The sequence below is a fragment of the Mycobacterium lentiflavum genome, from assembly GCF_022374895.2.
In the GTDB taxonomy this organism is placed as follows: Bacteria; Actinomycetota; Actinomycetes; order Mycobacteriales; family Mycobacteriaceae; genus Mycobacterium; species Mycobacterium lentiflavum.
Map to the genome: position 1 here is coordinate 4,058,986 of NZ_CP092423.2, position 16,714 is coordinate 4,075,699.

14 protein-coding genes are annotated in these 16,714 nt (G+C 65.0%); 4 read left to right on the forward strand and 10 right to left on the reverse strand.

What is annotated here, in order from left to right:
• The first annotated feature begins 22 nt into the window (after positions 1–22).
• The 3 genes from MJO58_RS18885 to MJO58_RS18895 all read left to right on the forward strand — a co-directional run bounded on the left by MJO58_RS18885 (position 23) and on the right by MJO58_RS18895 (position 4,642).
• Positions 23–1,081, forward strand: coding sequence for an NAD(P)H-dependent amine dehydrogenase family protein (locus MJO58_RS18885; protein ID WP_090604043.1), 1,059 nt, complete (start codon positions 23–25; stop codon positions 1,079–1,081).
• Between the two features lie 199 nt (positions 1,082–1,280).
• Entirely contained in the window at positions 1,281–1,709 is a 429-nt protein-coding gene (locus MJO58_RS18890; protein ID WP_239723347.1) for an MmpS family transport accessory protein, read from the forward strand.
• Positions 1,706–4,642, forward strand: coding sequence for an MMPL/RND family transporter (locus MJO58_RS18895; protein ID WP_239720490.1), 2,937 nt, complete (start codon positions 1,706–1,708; stop codon positions 4,640–4,642). The genes MJO58_RS18890 and MJO58_RS18895 overlap by 4 nt, the downstream gene beginning before the upstream one ends.
• Here MJO58_RS18895 and MJO58_RS18900 read toward each other — a convergent pair.
• The 5 genes from MJO58_RS18900 to nadD are packed head-to-tail and all read right to left on the reverse strand — an operon-like array spanning position 4,625 to position 8,034.
• Positions 4,625–5,461, reverse strand: coding sequence for a DegV family protein (locus MJO58_RS18900; RefSeq protein WP_239720492.1), 837 nt, complete (start codon positions 5,459–5,461; stop codon positions 4,625–4,627). The genes MJO58_RS18895 and MJO58_RS18900 overlap by 18 nt on opposite strands.
• A gap of 3 nt (positions 5,462–5,464) precedes the next feature.
• Complete coding sequence (octT, locus tag MJO58_RS18905) at positions 5,465–6,307, reverse strand: diglucosylglycerate octanoyltransferase (protein ID WP_090604049.1); 843 nt, start codon at positions 6,305–6,307, stop codon at positions 5,465–5,467.
• The gene (gene gpgP, locus MJO58_RS18910) at positions 6,297–6,971 is read right to left on the reverse strand and encodes a glucosyl-3-phosphoglycerate phosphatase (protein ID WP_090604051.1); all 675 of its coding nucleotides are present in this window, start codon (positions 6,969–6,971) and stop codon (positions 6,297–6,299) included. The genes octT and gpgP overlap by 11 nt, the downstream gene beginning before the upstream one ends.
• The gene (rsfS, locus tag MJO58_RS18915) at positions 6,968–7,357 is read right to left on the reverse strand and encodes a ribosome silencing factor (protein ID WP_090604053.1); all 390 of its coding nucleotides are present in this window, start codon (positions 7,355–7,357) and stop codon (positions 6,968–6,970) included. The genes gpgP and rsfS overlap by 4 nt, the downstream gene beginning before the upstream one ends.
• Entirely contained in the window at positions 7,354–8,034 is a 681-nt protein-coding gene (gene nadD / locus MJO58_RS18920; protein ID WP_090604055.1) for a nicotinate-nucleotide adenylyltransferase, read from the reverse strand. Before nadD ends, rsfS begins: the two co-directional genes overlap by 4 nt.
• A 259-nt stretch (positions 8,035–8,293) precedes the next feature.
• Here nadD and MJO58_RS18925 point away from each other — a divergent pair, with 259 nt between their 5' ends.
• On the forward strand, positions 8,294–9,340 hold the full coding sequence (locus MJO58_RS18925) for a class I SAM-dependent methyltransferase (RefSeq protein ID WP_239720495.1): 1,047 nt from the start codon (positions 8,294–8,296) through the stop codon (positions 9,338–9,340).
• Here MJO58_RS18925 and MJO58_RS18930 read toward each other — a convergent pair whose 3' ends face one another.
• The 5 genes from MJO58_RS18930 to MJO58_RS18950 are packed head-to-tail and all read right to left on the reverse strand — an operon-like array spanning position 9,341 to position 16,634.
• On the reverse strand, positions 9,341–10,789 hold the full coding sequence (locus MJO58_RS18930) for a vWA domain-containing protein (protein ID WP_239720496.1): 1,449 nt from the start codon (positions 10,787–10,789) through the stop codon (positions 9,341–9,343). It abuts the gene before it with no gap.
• A 16-nt stretch (positions 10,790–10,805) separates the two neighbouring features.
• Complete coding sequence (locus MJO58_RS18935) at positions 10,806–11,681, reverse strand: AAA family ATPase (RefSeq protein WP_239720499.1); 876 nt, start codon at positions 11,679–11,681, stop codon at positions 10,806–10,808.
• Between the two features lie 30 nt (positions 11,682–11,711).
• Positions 11,712–12,959, reverse strand: a complete 1,248-nt coding sequence (locus tag MJO58_RS18940) for a glutamate-5-semialdehyde dehydrogenase (protein WP_239720501.1) — start codon at positions 12,957–12,959, stop codon at positions 11,712–11,714.
• A gap of 58 nt (positions 12,960–13,017) precedes the next feature.
• On the reverse strand, positions 13,018–14,421 hold the full coding sequence (locus MJO58_RS18945) for a mechanosensitive ion channel domain-containing protein (RefSeq protein WP_239720503.1): 1,404 nt from the start codon (positions 14,419–14,421) through the stop codon (positions 13,018–13,020).
• Positions 14,421–16,634: an adenylate/guanylate cyclase domain-containing protein gene (locus MJO58_RS18950; protein ID WP_239720505.1), complete on the reverse strand. Its 2,214-nt coding sequence runs from the start codon at positions 16,632–16,634 to the stop codon at positions 14,421–14,423. The genes MJO58_RS18945 and MJO58_RS18950 overlap by 1 nt, the downstream gene beginning before the upstream one ends.
• Positions 16,635–16,714 lie beyond the last annotated feature (80 nt).

The window sequence follows — 16,714 nt, forward strand, 5'->3', positions numbered from 1 at the left end:
CCGCAGCGGCAAAGGAGCCACGATGAGCACAGCCAGCCCAGACCGTCCGTTACGTGTCATTCAGTGGACGACCGGCAACATTGGGCGGCGCTCGCTGCACGCCATCATCGGCAGGCCCGACATGGAACTGGTCGGGGTGTACGCGCACGGGGCGAACAAGGTCGGTGTCGATGCCGCCGAACTCTCCGGCTGGCCGGAGCCGACCGGGGTGCAAGCCACCAACGACATCGACGCGCTGATCGCGCTGGGCGCCGACGCGTGTTGCTATAACCCGTTGTGGCCCAACATCGACGAATTGGTACGACTACTGGAGTCGGGCGTCAACGTGTGCTCCAGCGCGGCCTGGATCACCGGCGGCAAGCAGACCCCGGAGGATCGCAAACGCATCGAAGATGCGTGCCAGAAGGGCAATTCGACGATTTTCGGCAGCGGCGCGCATCCCGGCATGACGAACATGGTCGGAATGGTGCTGTCCGCCTCCTGCGAGCGTGTGGACGAAATCCGGATCACCGAATCGGTGGACTGCTCGACCTACGAATCCGCGGAAACCCAGACGGCGATGGGGTTCTCACAAGACCCCGACACGCCTGGATTGGCGGAGAACGTCCGTCGGGAAAGCGAGGTCTTCGCCGAATCGGCGGCGATGATGGCCGACGCGATCGGCGCCAAGCTGGACAAGATGACCTTCGATGTCACGTTCACCGCGGCCACCGGTGACTCCGATCTGGGCTTCATGAAGATCCCCGCGGGTACGGTCGGCGGTGTGTACGGCTTCCACCGCGGCTGGGAAGGCGACCGCAACGTCGTCAGCGTCGGATTCAACTGGACCATGGGTAACCACGTCGTCCCACCTAAGCCACTAGAACACGGCCACGTCATTCAGGTCTTCGGAATGCCCAACATGCGCACCGTCCTGCATTGCCTGCCGCCGAAGGATTGGACCGAGCCCGGGTTCATGGGCCTCGGCATGATCTATACCGCGATGCCGGTCACCAACGCCGTCCCCGCGGTGGTGGCCGCCAAGCCGGGGATCATGACGCTTGCCGACTTGCCACCGGTCACGGGCCGCGTGGCTCGCTGACCATATGACATTGGCCATAAACAGGGCACCCCGGAGGAACGGTTGCGTCCTCTAAGGTTTAGAGTACTTAGCCGAGCAAAGGTTCCGCCGACAATTAAGGTTGTCGACACGGTGGTGAGCTTTCCAAGGCAGGACGGCGGGCCGCGCGGCGGTGAGCGGAAGGGCGGTCAAGGTGAGCGGTTCGCCGAACTCGGATGCCATATCCCAGGTGCTCAAACGGGCGTGGATTCCGCTACTGCTGATTGTGGTACTGGCAGTCTCGGCGTTGGTCGTGTCGCGGCTGCACAAGATGTTTGGCTCGCAGGACCTCAACGCGAATGCCGGCAAGGGGATCGAGATCGTGCAGTTCAATCCGAAGGTGGTCGTCTACGAGATCTCCGGCCCGCCGGGTGCCACCGCGAATATCAACTACTGGGACGCGGACGCCAACACTCACCAGGTCAACAATGCGCCGCTGCCCTGGACGACCACGATCTCGACCACGCTGCCGTCCGTCAGCGCCAACATCATGGCGCAAAGTGACGGAAGCCGAATCGTCTGCAAGATCACCGTGGACGGCGTCGTCCGCGACACGCAAAACTCCGATGGCCACAACGCCCAAACCTTCTGCTTGGTGAAATCCGCATGAGCGATCTCAATAGCAAAAGCCACCTGGATGTCGACGACGCCGCCGCCACCGGGCCGATCAGCACACCGAGTTCGGGTAAGCCCGAACGCGGGCACCGCCCCTATCTCCCGCACACCATCCGCATCTTCGCGGTGCCGATCATCCTGGTCTGGGTCGCCGTGACGGTGTTGGTGAACGTCATCGTTCCCACCCTGGAAGTCGTCGGCGAGGCCCACTCAGCGCCGATGACGCCGCTGGACGCGCCGTCGATGAAGGCGATGATGCGGATGGGCCACAACTTCCACGAATTCGATTCCAACAGCACGGTGATGATCGTGCTGGAGGGCCAACAGCCGCTGGGACCCGAAGCACACCAGTACTACGACAGGCTGATTCGGCAACTGCGCCAGGATCCCAAGCACGTCCAGCACATTCAGGACTTCTGGGGGGACCGACTGACGGCGGCGGGCGCCCAGAGTGCCGACGCCAAGGGCGCGTACGTACAGATCAATCTCGCCGGTAACCAAGGCACCACGCTGGCCAACGAGTCCGTCGACGCCGTCCGCAAGGTGATCGACGAGAACAAGGCGCCGCCCGGGGTGAAGGCCTACGTCACCGGTCCCGCGGCGCTGTCCGACGACATGCACCTGATCGGTAACGCCAGCCTGGCGACCATCACGCTGTTCACCCTGGGCGCCATCGCAATCATGTTGCTGCTGGTCTACCGGTCCATCGTCACCACGCTGGTCCAGCTGTTCATGACCCTTGTCGCGCTGGCCTGTTCACGTGGAGTGGTCGCGGTTCTGGCCTATCACAACGCATTCGGGCTCACGACGTTTGCCGCCAACATCCTCACCATGCTGGCGATCGCGGCGGGCACGGACTACGGGATCTTTCTCGTCGGCCGCTATCAAGAAGCCTTGCGTGCGGGCGAGGATCGAGAATCCGCGTACTACACCACATTTAAGGGAGTCGCGCCGGTCGTCTTGGGCTCGGGCCTGACGATTGCCGGGGCGACCTACTGCCTGAGTTTCTCGCGGCTGCCCTGGTTCAACACCATGGGCGCACCAGTGGCGATCGGCATGCTGGTCGTGGTCTTGGCCGGGCTTACCCTGGGTCCCGCCGTCATCTTCGTCGGCAGTCGCTTTCACCTGTTCGAAACCAAACGGGCGGCCAAGCAAGGGCGCCTGTGGCGCCGCGTGGGCACCGCCGTAGTGCGTTGGCCCGCACCCATTTTGGCCGTCAGCGCCGCGGTCGTGCTGGTCGGCATGATCGCCCTGCCGAGCTATGTGACGAGCTACAACGACCGTTACTACCTACCGCTCTCGGCACCCTCCAACCAAGGACAAGAGGCCGCGAACCGGCACTTCTCCGAGGCCCGGATGAACCCCGACCTGTTGATGGTCGAATCCGACCACGACATGCGCAACACGGCCGACATGCTGGTGTTGGACCGGGTGGCCAAAAACGAGATGCGCACGCTCGGCATCGCCATGGTCCAGGACATCACCAGGCCGCTGGGCATTCCGATTCAGCACAGCTCGATTCCGTTCCAGAACAGCATTCAAAGCCAGACCACGATGCAGAACATGGGCTTCCTCAAGGAGCGCATGAACGACATCCTCAAGATGGCCGACGACCTGCAGACCCAGATCGACACCACGCAGCGCCAGTACGAGGTGTCTCTTGACCTGGCTCATGCCGCCGACGACAGCGCCAACACCACGGCGGTGACCTCGGAGATCACTGACAACCTGCGCAACCACATCGCGGATTTCGACGACACCTTCCGGCCGGTGCGGACGTACTTCTATTGGGAGAAGCACTGTTTCGATATTCCACTGTGCTTCGGGCTGCGGTCGCTGTTTGACACGTTGGACGGCTTCGACCAGCTCGCCGAGCAGTTCCACTACCTGACGGCCGACATCAAGCACACCGCCCAGGCCACCCACGACCTGAATGCGCTGTTTCCCACGCTAATCACCACCCTGAAAACGACCAGGGGCATCACGCTGACGCTCTACCAGACGTTCAAGGCGATGATCAACCAGATGGAGGCGATGAGCAACACCGCCATCGTGATGGGGCAGAGCTTCGACCAGTCGAAGAACGACGACTTCTTCTATCTGCCACCTGAGGCGTTCGACAACCCGGACTTCCAGACGGGTCTGCGGATGTTCTTGTCGCCGGACGGTAAGTCGGCGCGTTTCTTCATCACCCATCAGGGCGATCCGATGACGCCGGAAGGGATTTCGCGGGTCGACGCCGAACGCACCGCCGCGCAGGAAGGCCTGAAGCAATCCTCGCTGTCCGACGCCAGGGTGTATCTCGGTGGAACCGCCGCGACCTTCAGGGACATGGCCGACGGCGAGAAGTACGACCTGATGATCGCGGTGGTATCCGCGCTGACGCTGATCTTCATGATCATGTTGCTGCTCACCCGCAGTGTGGTGGCCGCGCTGGTCATCGTCGGCACCGCGGCCAGTTCCATCGCCGCCTCATTCGGTCTGTCCGTGCTGATTTGGCAGGATCTGTTCGGCATCAAGATCCACTGGATCGTCGCCGCGCTCTCGGTGATCATCCTGTTGGCCGTCGGCTCTGACTACAACCTGCTGCTGGTCTCCCGCTTCCGAGAAGAGATTCACAACGGACTCAAGACCGGCATCATCCGGTCGATGGCCGGCACCGGTGGAGTGGTGACGGCCGCGGGTCTGGTGTTCGCGTTCACGATGGCGTCAATGCTGGGCAGTGACCTGCGGGTGCTGGGCCAATTCGGTTCCACCGTCTGCATCGGTCTGCTGCTCGACACGCTGATCGTGCGCACGTTGTTGATGCCGTCCATCGCCACGCTGCTCGGACGCTGGTTCTGGTGGCCGCAAGTCGTGCATCCGCGCGGCGATTACGGTCTGCCGCCGGTTTCGGCGGCGCCGGCCGCGTCAGCTGCCAGGAGCTAGGTCCAGGCACACCGCGACGGCGCCGGGACCGACATGCACGCCCAGCACCGGCCCCAGCGAGGTGACGATCGCGGGCTCGCAGGCCGGTAGCCGCTGGGCCAACGCGGCCGCCACTTCGTTCGCGCCGTCCGGGTTGACGACGTGGTGCACCGCAACGGCCGCGGAATTGTCGCCGACGATCTCGCAGACCCGGTCGAGCATCGCCGTCGTCGCCTTGCTGACCGTCCGTACCCGTTGGGCCAGAACGAGTTTGCCATCGTCAATGCGCAGCAGCGGCTTCAGCGACAACGCGGTGCCCAGCCACGCCTTGGCGCCACCGATCCGGCCGCTGCGCCGTAGATTGTCCAAACCGTGCACCACGATGAACGCGTGACTGCGGTGTACCGCCGAGTTCGCGGCGGCCACCACGGTTTCGAGGTTCGCACCGCTGGCCGCGGACCGCGCCGCCGCCAGTGCGACGAACCCGGTGCCCATCGCGGCCGACCGCGAGTCGATGACGCGCACGCCCGGGCCGATTTCAGCTGCGGCCCGTTCACCCACGCCACAGGTGCCCGATAGCGCCGCCGAGATATGCACTGCCACCACGCCATCGCCGCCGGAGTCGGCCAGCGCCTTGCGGTAGGCGGCGCCGAGTTCGGCAGGGGTGGCCGCCGCGGTCGTGGCGTGGTGCGCGTAGACGTCGTCGGGCATCTCGTCCACACCGTCGCGCAGGTCGACGCCGTCGAGCAGGACATGCAGCGGGACAACGCGTATCGCCCACTTTTCGAGCAGATCGGCTGGCAGGCGCGACGAGGCATCGGTCACCACCACGACGGCCATCCGTTAACCGCGCGACTTCTCGTCGGATACCGGGGGCTGATTGCGCGGCTCTCCCCCGCAAGCGGGAGGTGCCCCCACCTCATCGCGCGGCGCGTCCCCCGCAAGCGGGAGGTGCCCCCACTGCATCGTCGCCACGCCGGCCTCGGCGAGCGCCTTGAGCATCAGTTCCGCGACGGCTTGGTGGGCTTCGAAATTCCAGTGGATGCCGTCGGGATTGCCGCGTCCACTCATCACCTGTTCGGCCACGGCGGCTTTGAGATCGACCAGTGGAATGTCGTGCTGTTGCGCCCATTGCGTGATCGCCGCTACGGTGCCGGCACGGCCGTGGTGGGCCTTGCCGTAGGTCTCGGCGATGTGCACCGACGGCAGCGACGCGACGATCGGAATGCCCGGCCGGTTGAAATCGATTGCGGCCCGGGTCTGTTCGAGATAGTCGGCGGTCAAATGCGGTGGCAACGCGGGCCGGGCCACCGGCGACAGCCTGGGCTGCACCCAGCCGTAGCCGTCGCGGACCCAGCGCCGCAGCCACGGCGGGCGGACGTAGCGGATCAGCTCGCGCAACGCCGTCGGCAGCACCGACGGCAGCGAATCCATCCCGCAGGTCGCGAAGATCACCGCACCCGCCCTGGGCAACGCCGCCCATGACCGTGGGTCCTGCGTGGCGGCCCACCACACGTCACGGCAAGTCCAGCCAATGCGGCCGATCAACTCCATATCCCAACCCAGTTGCGAGGCAACGATATTGGGCCAGATGCGGGGATCGTCGGCGGGCAGTCCCCCGGTGGGGCCGTAGTAGGAAAGCGAGTCGGCGAAGACCAGCAGCGTCGGTCGGACGTCAGAGGACATCGTTGGAGACCTGCGCCGAGGCGTTCCACACGTCCAGGCGCCAGCGGATGCTGTCGAAGTCGCCGTCGGAGTGGTGGGAGTGGCCGGAGAGCTGCACCCAGCTAGCATTGCCCATCCCGCCCAGGATCGGCCAATTGGCGACCGGAAGTTTCAGCAGCGCAGCCGATAACGCGGCGATCAGGCCGCCGTGGGCCACCAGCACCACCGGCCGGCCCGGCTCGTCCGCGTCTCCCCATTCCGGTTCGCCGGCCACCAGCTCGGCGACCAGCGGCACGCTGCGGGCGGCGACGTCGACCCTGCTTTCCCCGCCGTGCGGTGCCCAGGTGGCGTCGTCGCGCCAGCTGAGCCGGGCACCCGGGGCCTGCCCGTCAACCTCGGTGTGGGTCAGGCCCTGCCAGTCGCCCAAATGCGTCTCGCGCAGCCGCTCGTCCACCCGGACCGGCAACCCGGTCCGCTCCCCCAGCATGACCGCGGTGTCGTAGGCGCGATGCAGATCCGACGACACGATCAGCAACGGCTGCAACTTGCCGAGCACCTCGGCCGCGGCGGTCGCCTGCGCCCGGCCCAGTTCGGTGAGCGCGGAGTCCAACTGCCCCTGCATCCGGCTGCCGGCATTGAAGTCGGTTTGCCCATGCCGCAACATCAACAGACGACGGATACTCACTGCGCGCTCGCCGAATCGTGCGAACCGCCCGACAAATCCACCGGAATGACCGGGCAGTCACCCCACAACCGGTCGAGGGCGTAGAAGTTGCGATCGTCCTGGTGCTGAATGTGCACGACGATGTCGCGGTAATCCAGCAGCGTCCAGCGTCCCTCCCGAGCACCCTCGCGGCGTGCGGGCTTGTAGCCAGCCTGCTGCATTTTCTCCTCGACCTCGTCGACGATCGCATTGACCTGCCGCTCGTTGGACGCCGAAGCGATGACGAAGCAGTCGGTGATGACCAATTGCCCCGAAACATCGATCACCACAACGTCGTTGGCGAGCTTGGCGGCCGCCGCGTTCGCCGCGATCGTCGCCATGTCAACGGCTTCCTGCGTGGCGCTCATGGGTTGTTCCCCGCCGGAAGGCGCGACGGCGTGGGGCCGAGCGTCGCTTTGGCCTCTCCCTCAACGGGGGCGCGGTAGAGCCGGCGTTTGGAGACGTATTGCACGACGCCGTCGGGCATCAGGTACCACAGCGGACGGCGCTGAGCGGCACGCTCGCGACAGTCGGTCGACGAGATCGCCAGCGCCGGAACCTCAACCAAAGTCAGCGCATCCTTGGCCAGCTCGCCGAGCACTTCGGTGATGTGCTCGTGGCGCAGCTCGTAGCCGGGGCGGCTGACACCGATGAATCGCGCCAACTGGAACACCACTTCCCAGCCCTGCCAGGACAGGATGGATGACAGGGCGTCGGCTCCGGTGATGAAGAACAGCTCGGAGTCCGGGTTGAGGGCGTGCAGGTCCTGCAAGGTGTCCTTGGTGTAGGTGGGGCCGGCGCGGTCGATGTCGACCCGGCTGACCGAAAACCGGGGATTGGACGCGGTGGCGATCACCGTCATCAGGTACCGGTCCTCGGCGGCGGAGACATTGCGGGCCTTCTGCCACGGCTGACCGCTGGGTACGAACACCACTTCGTCGAGGTCGAACAGGTCGGCCACCTCACTGGCGGCGACCAGGTGCCCGTAATGGATGGGGTCGAATGTCCCACCCATCACTCCCAGCCTGCGGCGGCGCTTTTGCACGATTTGCCAGCTTACCGGGCCGCTCGACCCGGGCCGTCGCCGCGCTGTGGTCACATACGCCACATCAGCCTCCGCGTTGGCTAAGGCGTCGGCGCCGTCGCGCGGTGGCTGACCCGCCCCGGGCCGTCGCGGTCGGCAAGCAACCGGACTCCTATCGCGAGATGAGCGCGATCGAATGCGCTGGGCCGTCTATCAGAAGTTCACTTCTTTCCGGGGGCACGCCGCGACAACGAGCCGTCCGTCATGTAGAAGAAGCGGTGTGGAGGAGTTGCTGCTCGTCTCCGCCGATCAGAAGCAAGAGATACGGCACGCCCTGAACCGGCGGTTCTATACCCAGTCGGTGGTCAAGGGTCAGATCACGCTGCCGGCAGTTCCCGGGCTGATCGACGAGTACGTGTCGATGTGCGCCGCCATCGTCACTGCCGTCGGGCGGACGTTCGAGGACGACGAGCTCGCCCACCTGCGGCGCATATTAGAGACCCAGTTAGCGGAGGCCTACTCGAAGTCCACGCGGTCGAACATTGTCATCTCCTACGAAGGTCCGGCCGGGTCCCTGATGCGTTACCACGTCAGAGCCACCTGGCTGACGGTGGAGAGCGCCTACGAAAACTGGCTCAACGACCGGGAGCCGCCGTTGTTCGGCACCGAACCCGACGCCCGGGTATGGGACCTCGCCAACGACGCTGCCGAGCCCCGGGCGTTCCGCGTGCTCGAGATCGGAGGGGGAACCGGACGTAACGCCCTGCCGCTCGCCCGCCGTGGCCATCCCATCGACGTGGTGGAGATGACCCCGAAGTTCGCCGACCTGATCCGCACCAAGGCGCAGCGCGAGTCCCTCGATGTGCGCGTCATCGTGCGCGACGTGTTTGCTGCCACGGATGACCTGCGGCGCGACTATCAGCTGATCGCGCTCTCCGAGGTGGTCTCCGACTTCCGGTCGACACAGCAGTTACACGGCCTCTTCGAGCTCGCCGCCCAACGCCTGGCCCCTGGCGGGCGCCTGGTGTTCAACGTATTCCTGCCGTGTGGTGACTACACACCCGACAACGCCGCGCGTGAGTTCGGACACCAGGTGTACACAACGATCTTCACCCGGGACGAGATAGCAAGTGCCGCAGCGAGACTGCCCCTTGAGCTCATCGCCGACGACTCGGTGTACGACTACGAGAAGGAGCACCTGCCCGACGGCGTCTGGCCGCAAACCAGTTGGTACGCCGACTGGGTCAGCGGCCTTGACGTGTTCACCATCGACCGCGACGCACGCCCGATCGAGATGCGCTGGCTCGTCTATCAGAAGACGACGTGATCAGACGGGCAGCAGTTGGTCGATCACCGTGGCGAGCTGCTTGGCGGACCGGCATTCGTGCATGGTGATCACTTCTTCGTAGCGTGGCACCGCCGAATCTCCGCTGCCCCAAAGGTGTCTGGGCTCGGGGTTGAGCCAGTGCGCGTGCCGGGCGGCGTTGACCATGTCGGACAGCACGTCGATGGCGGGGTCGCGATAGTTGGTGCGCCCGTCGCCGAGCACCAGCAGCGAGCTGCGTGGCGACAACACATTCGGATTGGCCTGAAGGAACGAGACGAACGCATTGCCGTAGTCGGAGTGGCCGTCGCGGCTGTAGACGCCGGCTTCGCGGGTGATCCGCTGGATCGCCACGGCCAGATCGCATTCCGGCCCGAACATGTGGGTCACCTCGTCGGTGGTGTCGATGAAGGCAAACACCCGAACCCGCGAGAACTGTTGGCGCAACGCATGAACCAGCAGCAGGGTGAAGTGACTGAACCCGGCCACCGAGCCGGACACATCGCACAGCACGACCAATTCCGGACGGGCCGGACGGGGTTTGGCCAGTACCACGTCGATCGGCACACCGCCGGTGGACATCGATTTGCGCAGCGTCTTGCGCAGGTCGATCGTCCCCGCGCGACTGCGGCGCCGCCGGGCCGCCAGTCGGGTCGCGAGGGTACGGGCCAGTGGTGCCACGACTCGCTGCATCTGGCGCAGCTGGTCGCCGGAGGCCCGTAGGAACTCGACGTTCTCGGCAAGCTGTGGAATGCCGTACATCTGGACGTGATCACGGCCGAGCTGCTCGGCGGTACGCCGCTTGGTCTCGGCGTCAACCAGCTTGCGCAGCTGGGTGATCCGCTGCGCCGCAAGCGCTTTGGCGATCTGCTCTTGCGTGGGACTCGGTTCGTCGCCGTAAGGGGCGAGAAGCCCGGCGAGCAGCTTGCCCTCCAGCTCGTCCAGCGCCATCGCCTTGAGCGCCTGATACGACGAGAACGACGGGCCGCGGCTGGAACTGTACTTGCCGTAGGCCTCCACGATTCGCGCGATCATCGCAACGAGTCGTTCGTCCATGTCGGCCAGATCTTCGTTCTGGGTCAGCAGATCGAGCAGCATCTGCCGCATCGCGTCGACGTCGTCGGCGGGCAGGGCGTCGTTGTCTTGGCCGGCCCCACCCTCGTCTTCGACGACCACCGCCCGCGCACCCATCGCCGCAGGGAACCACAGGTCGAACATCGCATCGTAGGTGTCGCGGTGATCGGGCTGGCGCAGCACCGCACACGCGATGCCTTCCCGGAGCACGTCGCGATCGCTCAGGCCGAGCGTGGCCATCACCCGGCCGGCGTCCACCGTCTCCGACGGGCCCACCGAAATCCCGCTTCCGCGAAGCGCTTCCACGAAGCCCACCAAGTGGCCCGGCAACCCGTGCGGGGCGAGTGGCCGTTTGGGGCGGATGCGGCGCGGGGCCATCAGTTGAGCCTCATCATTAATTGAGCCTCAGTTCCCCGGCCGCGCGTTGCTGGTCGGATTGGTGTTTGAGGACCACGCCGAGCGTCTGGGCTACCACCGCGTCGTCAATGGTGTCCAGCCCCAGCGCCAGCAGCGTGCGGCCCCAGTCGATGGTCTCGGCGATGGACGGCACCTTCTTGAGCTGCATGCCGCGCAGGACGCCGATGATGCGCACCAACTCCTCGGCGAGATGCGCGGGCAACTCGGGAACCCGGGACAACAGGATGCGCCGTTCCAGGTCGGGCGTGGGGAAGTCGATGTGCAGGAACAGGCAGCGACGCTTGAGCGCCTCGGACAGCTCGCGGGTGGCGTTGGACGTCAGCACCACCAGCGGCGTTCGCTCGGCGGTGATCGTGCCCAGCTCCGGGACGGTCACCGCGAAATCGGAGAGCACCTCGAGCAGCAGACCCTCGATTTCGATGTCGGCCTTGTCGGTTTCGTCGATCAGCAGCACCGTCGGCTCGGTGCGCCGGATCGCCGTCAGCAGCGGACGCTGCAGCAAGAACTCCTCGCTGAACACGTCGTCCTTGGTCTGGTCCCAGTCGCCCGAGCCGGCCTGAATACGGAGGATCTGCTTGGCGTGGTTCCACTCGTAGAGTGCGCGAGCCTCGTCGACGCCCTCGTAGCACTGCAGCCGAACCAGACCCGAGCCGGTGGCCTGCGCGATGGCGCGCGCCAGCTCGGTCTTGCCCACGCCGGCGGGACCCTCGACCAGCAGCGGCTTGCCCAGCCGATCGGCGAGGAACACGGCGGTCGCGGTGGCCGTGTCGGGCAGATAACCAGTCTCGGCCAACCGTCGCGAGACGTCGCTGATGTCCGCGAACAGCGGGGTGGGCCGGGCGGGCACGCTCACAATCTCAGTTCTCCTAAAACTAGATCGGGGTCAGGCCGGACGAATCTGGCCGTCACCCCATGCGATCCATTTTGTCGATGTCAGTTCGGGCAGGCCCATCGGACCGCGGGCATGCAGCTTCTGCGTCGAGATGCCGATCTCGGCACCGAAGCCGAATTGCTCGCCGTCGGTGAAGGACGTCGATGCGTTGACCATCACGGCGGCCGCATCGACACCGTCGGAAAATCGTTGGGCCGCAGCCATATTGGTGGTCACGATGGCCTCAGTGTGCCCAGTGCCGTATTCGTTGATGTGGGCGATCGCGGCGTCGACGCCGTCGACCACCGCCACCGCGATGTCCATCGACAGGTACTCGCGACGCAGGTCGTCCTCGCCCGCGTCGAGATGAACCGTTACCCCGGCATCTTGCAGGACGCCCACCAGCCGGGGCACCGCGGTTCCGGCGATCGCGGCGTCCACCAACAGGGTCTCGGCGGCGTTGCAGACGCTGGGCCGGCGGGTCTTGGAGTTCAGCAGAACCCGTTCTGCCACATCCAGGTCAGCGCCACCGTCCACGTAGACGTGACAGTTGCCCACACCGGTCTCAATAGTGGGCACCTGGGCGTCGCGGACTACCGCGTCGATCAGGCTCGCTCCCCCGCGCGGGATCACCACGTCGACCAGGCCACGCGCCTGGATCAGGTGCGTGACCGTGCACCGGTCGTCGGCCGAGAGCAACTGGACCGTGTCGGCGGGCAAGTCTTCGCTGACCAGTGACGCCCGCAACGCCTCGACCAGCGCCTGGTTGGATCGCGCCGCCGACGAACTGCCGCGCAGCAGCACCGCATTGCCGGACTTGAGCGCCAGCCCGAAGGCGTCAACGGTGACATTGGGCCGGCCCTCGTAGATCATGCCGATCACGCCGAGCGGAACCCGCTGCTGGCGCAGTTGCAACCCATTGGGCAGCGTGTAGCCGCGCAGTACCTCGCCGACCGGGTCGGGCAGGCCCGCGACCTGGTGCAGGCCAGCGGCGATTCCGTCCACGCGCTTGGCGTCCAGCGCCAACCTGTCGAGCATCGCGTTCGGCGTCCCGGCGGACCGGGCGACCTTCAGATCCTCGGCGTTGGCCGCCAGGATCTGGCGGGTGCTGGCGATGATCGCATCGGCCGCGGACTGCAGCGCTTGGTCCTTGGCAACCGTCGGCAACAACGCCAGCGCGCGGGACGCCGCGCGGGCGCGACGCGCGGCGTTGTGGACCTCCTGACGCAAGTCAGGGCGCGATGGTGCTTGCAGACTCATCGATCCAGGGTATCGGGCTTGAGCTGGCCAAGTAAGGCGGCCTGGGTGGCGATCGGGCTCAACCGACGCGCTCACCACGTTCGGCTTGGCGCACCTTGCTCTGCCGCTCTTCGAGGATGTTGCCAAAGTCCTGCAGCAGCAAGGGTTCACGCATGACCAGGTGCTCGAGGTGGTCGCGATCGATGATCAACGCCGTGACCTCTTCCAGGGCATACGCGCTGGCGAGGTTGGGTTGCCGGGTGAGCGCGGTCAGACCCAGGAAGGAGCCCGCCTCCAGCGTGCTGATCGGCACGACCGACCCGTCCTCGGCCGTGGCCATCATCTGCACCCGCCCGGCGATCACGAACGTCATCCCCGCTGGCACCTGCCCCGCGTACTCGACAATTTCGTCCGCGCCGTACAGGACGATTCGCGCCGAGGAATGCAGCGCCTGCTGATCGGCGACGCTGAGCCGCAACGCCGGCGCCACTACGGTTCGCAACGCGTCTTCGACCCGTTCCTTGGTCGAGTAGTCGTCGTCGGCGTCGTCGAGGTGCAGTTCTTCGCGCCGGGCGGCGTACCAGATCCAGCGCAGGAAGGTCGATCGCGCGGCGCCATCCTCGGCGGGCGAATTCAGCCCAAGACTGGTCGCGTACTCGCCGTTGCCGACGGGAACCGACCGGGGCACGCTGCCGGTCTTGAGCTGCGGCAGCTCGCTGGCGACACGCGTCAGCATGGCGCAGACCCGATCCGGCGGATCCGCGGCCGCAAAATTCGTCTTGATCGACAGCTTGTGGGTGCCGGGCGGACGGCTGAGATTAGTGAACGAGGTACTGGCCAGCATCGAGTTCGGCACGACCCGGATCCCGCTGCCGGTTTGGATGTGCACGGCCCGCCAGTTGACCTCGACGACGCGTCCGCGCTCGTTGGACGCATCGAGCCAATCGTCGATGCGGAAGGGCTGCTCAAACAACATGAACAGGCCGGACACGATCTGGCCGACGGAGTTTTGCAGCATCAAACCGAGGACGACCGACGTCACACCCAACGCGGTGAACAGACCACCGACCCGGACACCCCAGATGGCGGACAAGATGACGGCCAGCCCCACACCGATCAGCGCGAACCGGGCCACGTCGAGGAAAATCGTGGGCAGTCGTTTGCGCCAGCTGCCTTGGGGCGCGCCCTCGAATACGGTTGCGTTGAGCCCGGACAGCAACATGACCAGCACCAGGAAGCCGAACAGCGTCGACAGGATGCGTACCAGGCCATCTGCGGCGGAGACCTGTGCGGCGTTGACCAGCAGCACCAACAGTGCGCCCAGCGGCAGTAAAAAGTTGCGGAGCAGGCTGACTTGGCGGGCCAGGCGATTGCTTCGGCGAAGCAGTGCGTGGTGCAGCTCGGTCAGCAGGATCAACGCGACGGGGAATCCGATCGCGACGCCGATGGCCCAGTAGAACCACGATGAATGGAAGGTGTTCATTACCGCTCCGAAAGCCGATAGATCGCCTGATCTTGTCCACCGACCGAGATCGTGCCCGCCGGCGTGAACTGCCGGACATCCCGCATCGCCTCGTACACACTGGAGGTGACGTAGATGCCGGGTTGCGGTGCACCACTGTGCATTTGGTAGGCCAGGCTTACCGCGCCGCCCCACATGTCGTAGACGAGACTTGATCGTCCCACCAGTCCGCTGGTCACGTTGCCAGTGTTGATGCCGACCCGCAGCTTCAGTTCGTGTGAGGTCTGGCTGTTGAATCGATCGATGATCTGCCGCATCTCCAAGGCGAAGTCAAGGCTTCGATAAATGCTGTCCAGTCGCGGCGTCACGACCCCGCAGCTGGCGAGGTAGCCGTTGTGGAAGGTGCGAATCCGTTCGACGCCGAGGGCTTCGGCCGCAGAATCGAACTGGCGGAATAGTTCGTCGACGATGCCCACCAGTTCGTCGCCGGATAGATCGATCGAAATCTCGTCCAGGCCAACGATATCGGCGAAGATGATGGCGACGTCCTGGTGCTTCTGGGCGATGGTCTCCTGACCTTCGCGATAGCGTTGCGCCACCGACTCGGGCATCAGTGCCAGCAGAAGGCGATTGTTCTCTTTGCGTTGCTCGTTGAGCAGCTCGTCCTTGATCGCCAGGTTCCGGCTCATCTCGTTGAAAGCCTGGGTGAGGTCGCCGATTTCGTCGCGCGATGTGACCGGGATGCTGACCTCGTAGTCTCCGGAGCTGATCTTCTGGGTACCGGCCTGTAGCCGCCGCACGGGTCGCAGCATGATCTGGGCAAGCAGCATCGAGGCGACACACACGACGAAGATCATTGATGCGACGCCTACGACCAGCGTTTGGCTGAATTTGCCGAGCCGCGCAAAGGCATCCGAGTCGTCGCGCGTCACCAAAATCGACCAGTGCAGATCGGAATTCGGCAAGTTCAATGGGGTATAGGCTTCCATCTCGTTATTGCCCGTGTAGTCGGTGCCGGTGACGGTTCCGGTCTGCCCGCGTTGGGACGCCCGAAAGCCTGACGTTTCGGCCGGCTGCACCAGAATCGTCGTCCCCAACTGAATCGCCCTGTTCACCACGTCGGGCGGAGTTCCGGCCGCGATGGCTTCCTTGCGATATTCCTCCGGATCCTCGAGGAATAGTCGGGAATCGGAGCGCATCAGGCCGTCGGAACCCACCAAGTAAGATTCGGTCGACGGCCCCATGCCGGCGGCTTCCCATTGTTTGTCCGCAGTCATGATCCGGTTGATCTTCGGAGTTGGCAGCGGCCAAGCCATTACGCCGTCGATCTTGCCGTTCATGCCGATCGGCGACACCACCCAACCGGTGGGAGCATCCAGCGCCGGTTGATACGTCTGGAAGTCGGTGATCCAGACGAAATCGACATCGTTGGACCGCAAGGCTTTTTGGTAGGCATCGCGCAAGTTGGATTCGCGATAGGGGCCGGTGAAGATGTTGGTACCCAGGTCGGGACCCTTGGCCACGGAGTAGACGACATTGCCGCCGTTGTCGAGCAACAGCACGTCTCGATAGTCGAAGCGGGTGACGATGCCGCGCATGTAGAAGTCGAATCGGGCGTTAGCCGCCGACCAGGCGCTGCCGTCGCCCGCGTCCGTGACGGGCAACCCGTCAGCACCGGTCCTGGGCGGCGCGGTGTAGTTCGCCTGAAGGTATTTCTGCGCATTGGAACTCGGCATCACGGCATTGATGTCGATCGTGTCGCCGGTAATGCGTTTGATCGGTTTGATCATCTGGTTGTCGTAGTAGTTGACGAGCGACTGTTGCTGCGCGGGGGTGATTGTCGCGTTGCCCAACTGGTTGAAGCCGGCGGTGAAAGCTTCCAGGGCCTGGACAACGCTGAAACCGCCGCTGTAGACGATGAGCGAGTTCGTCATCTGCTTGAACAGCGAATCCAGTTGCCGCTTCTGGGACTCGCGCAACTCGGTCAGCCGTTCCGACTCGACTTGCCGTAGCGCGCTGCGGCCGGTGAGGGCCCCGATCAGGCCGACGACCGCCACCGAAAAGATGCTGCAAATCAACAGCGTCATCAACAGCTTGGACTGGATGCCAACCCGCAAGAAACGCCGGCGCCGAAACCTGCGACTCGTGTGAGACGCACCCTCCTGGGTCACTGCCTCGTTGGCCGGGATGGATTCGGTGGCCGATTCGGCGTCGGTCAGCTCACTCGATGTCACTGGCTTCCCTTCCCAACGAGGCGCTGTTCACGCAGCACACTAGCGCGCGGACATCACAAAATCGGCGTTTGAGGCCTGCG

Coding starts and splice junctions, on each gene's coding strand:
- MJO58_RS18895 (WP_239720490.1), top strand. CDS start 1,706: ATGAGCGATCTCAATAGCAAAAGCCACCTGGATGTCGACGACGCCGCC.
- MJO58_RS18930 (WP_239720496.1), bottom strand. CDS start 10,789: ATGGCCCCGCGCCGCATCCGCCCCAAACGGCCACTCGCCCCGCACGGG.
- MJO58_RS18940 (WP_239720501.1), bottom strand. CDS start 12,959: ATGAGTCTGCAAGCACCATCGCGCCCTGACTTGCGTCAGGAGGTCCAC.
- MJO58_RS18945 (WP_239720503.1), bottom strand. CDS start 14,421: ATGAACACCTTCCATTCATCGTGGTTCTACTGGGCCATCGGCGTCGCG.
- octT (WP_090604049.1), bottom strand. CDS start 6,307: ATGTCCTCTGACGTCCGACCGACGCTGCTGGTCTTCGCCGACTCGCTT.
- MJO58_RS18900 (WP_239720492.1), bottom strand. CDS start 5,461: ATGGCCGTCGTGGTGGTGACCGATGCCTCGTCGCGCCTGCCAGCCGAT.
- MJO58_RS18885 (WP_090604043.1), top strand. CDS start 23: ATGAGCACAGCCAGCCCAGACCGTCCGTTACGTGTCATTCAGTGGACG.
- rsfS (WP_090604053.1), bottom strand. CDS start 7,357: ATGAGCGCCACGCAGGAAGCCGTTGACATGGCGACGATCGCGGCGAAC.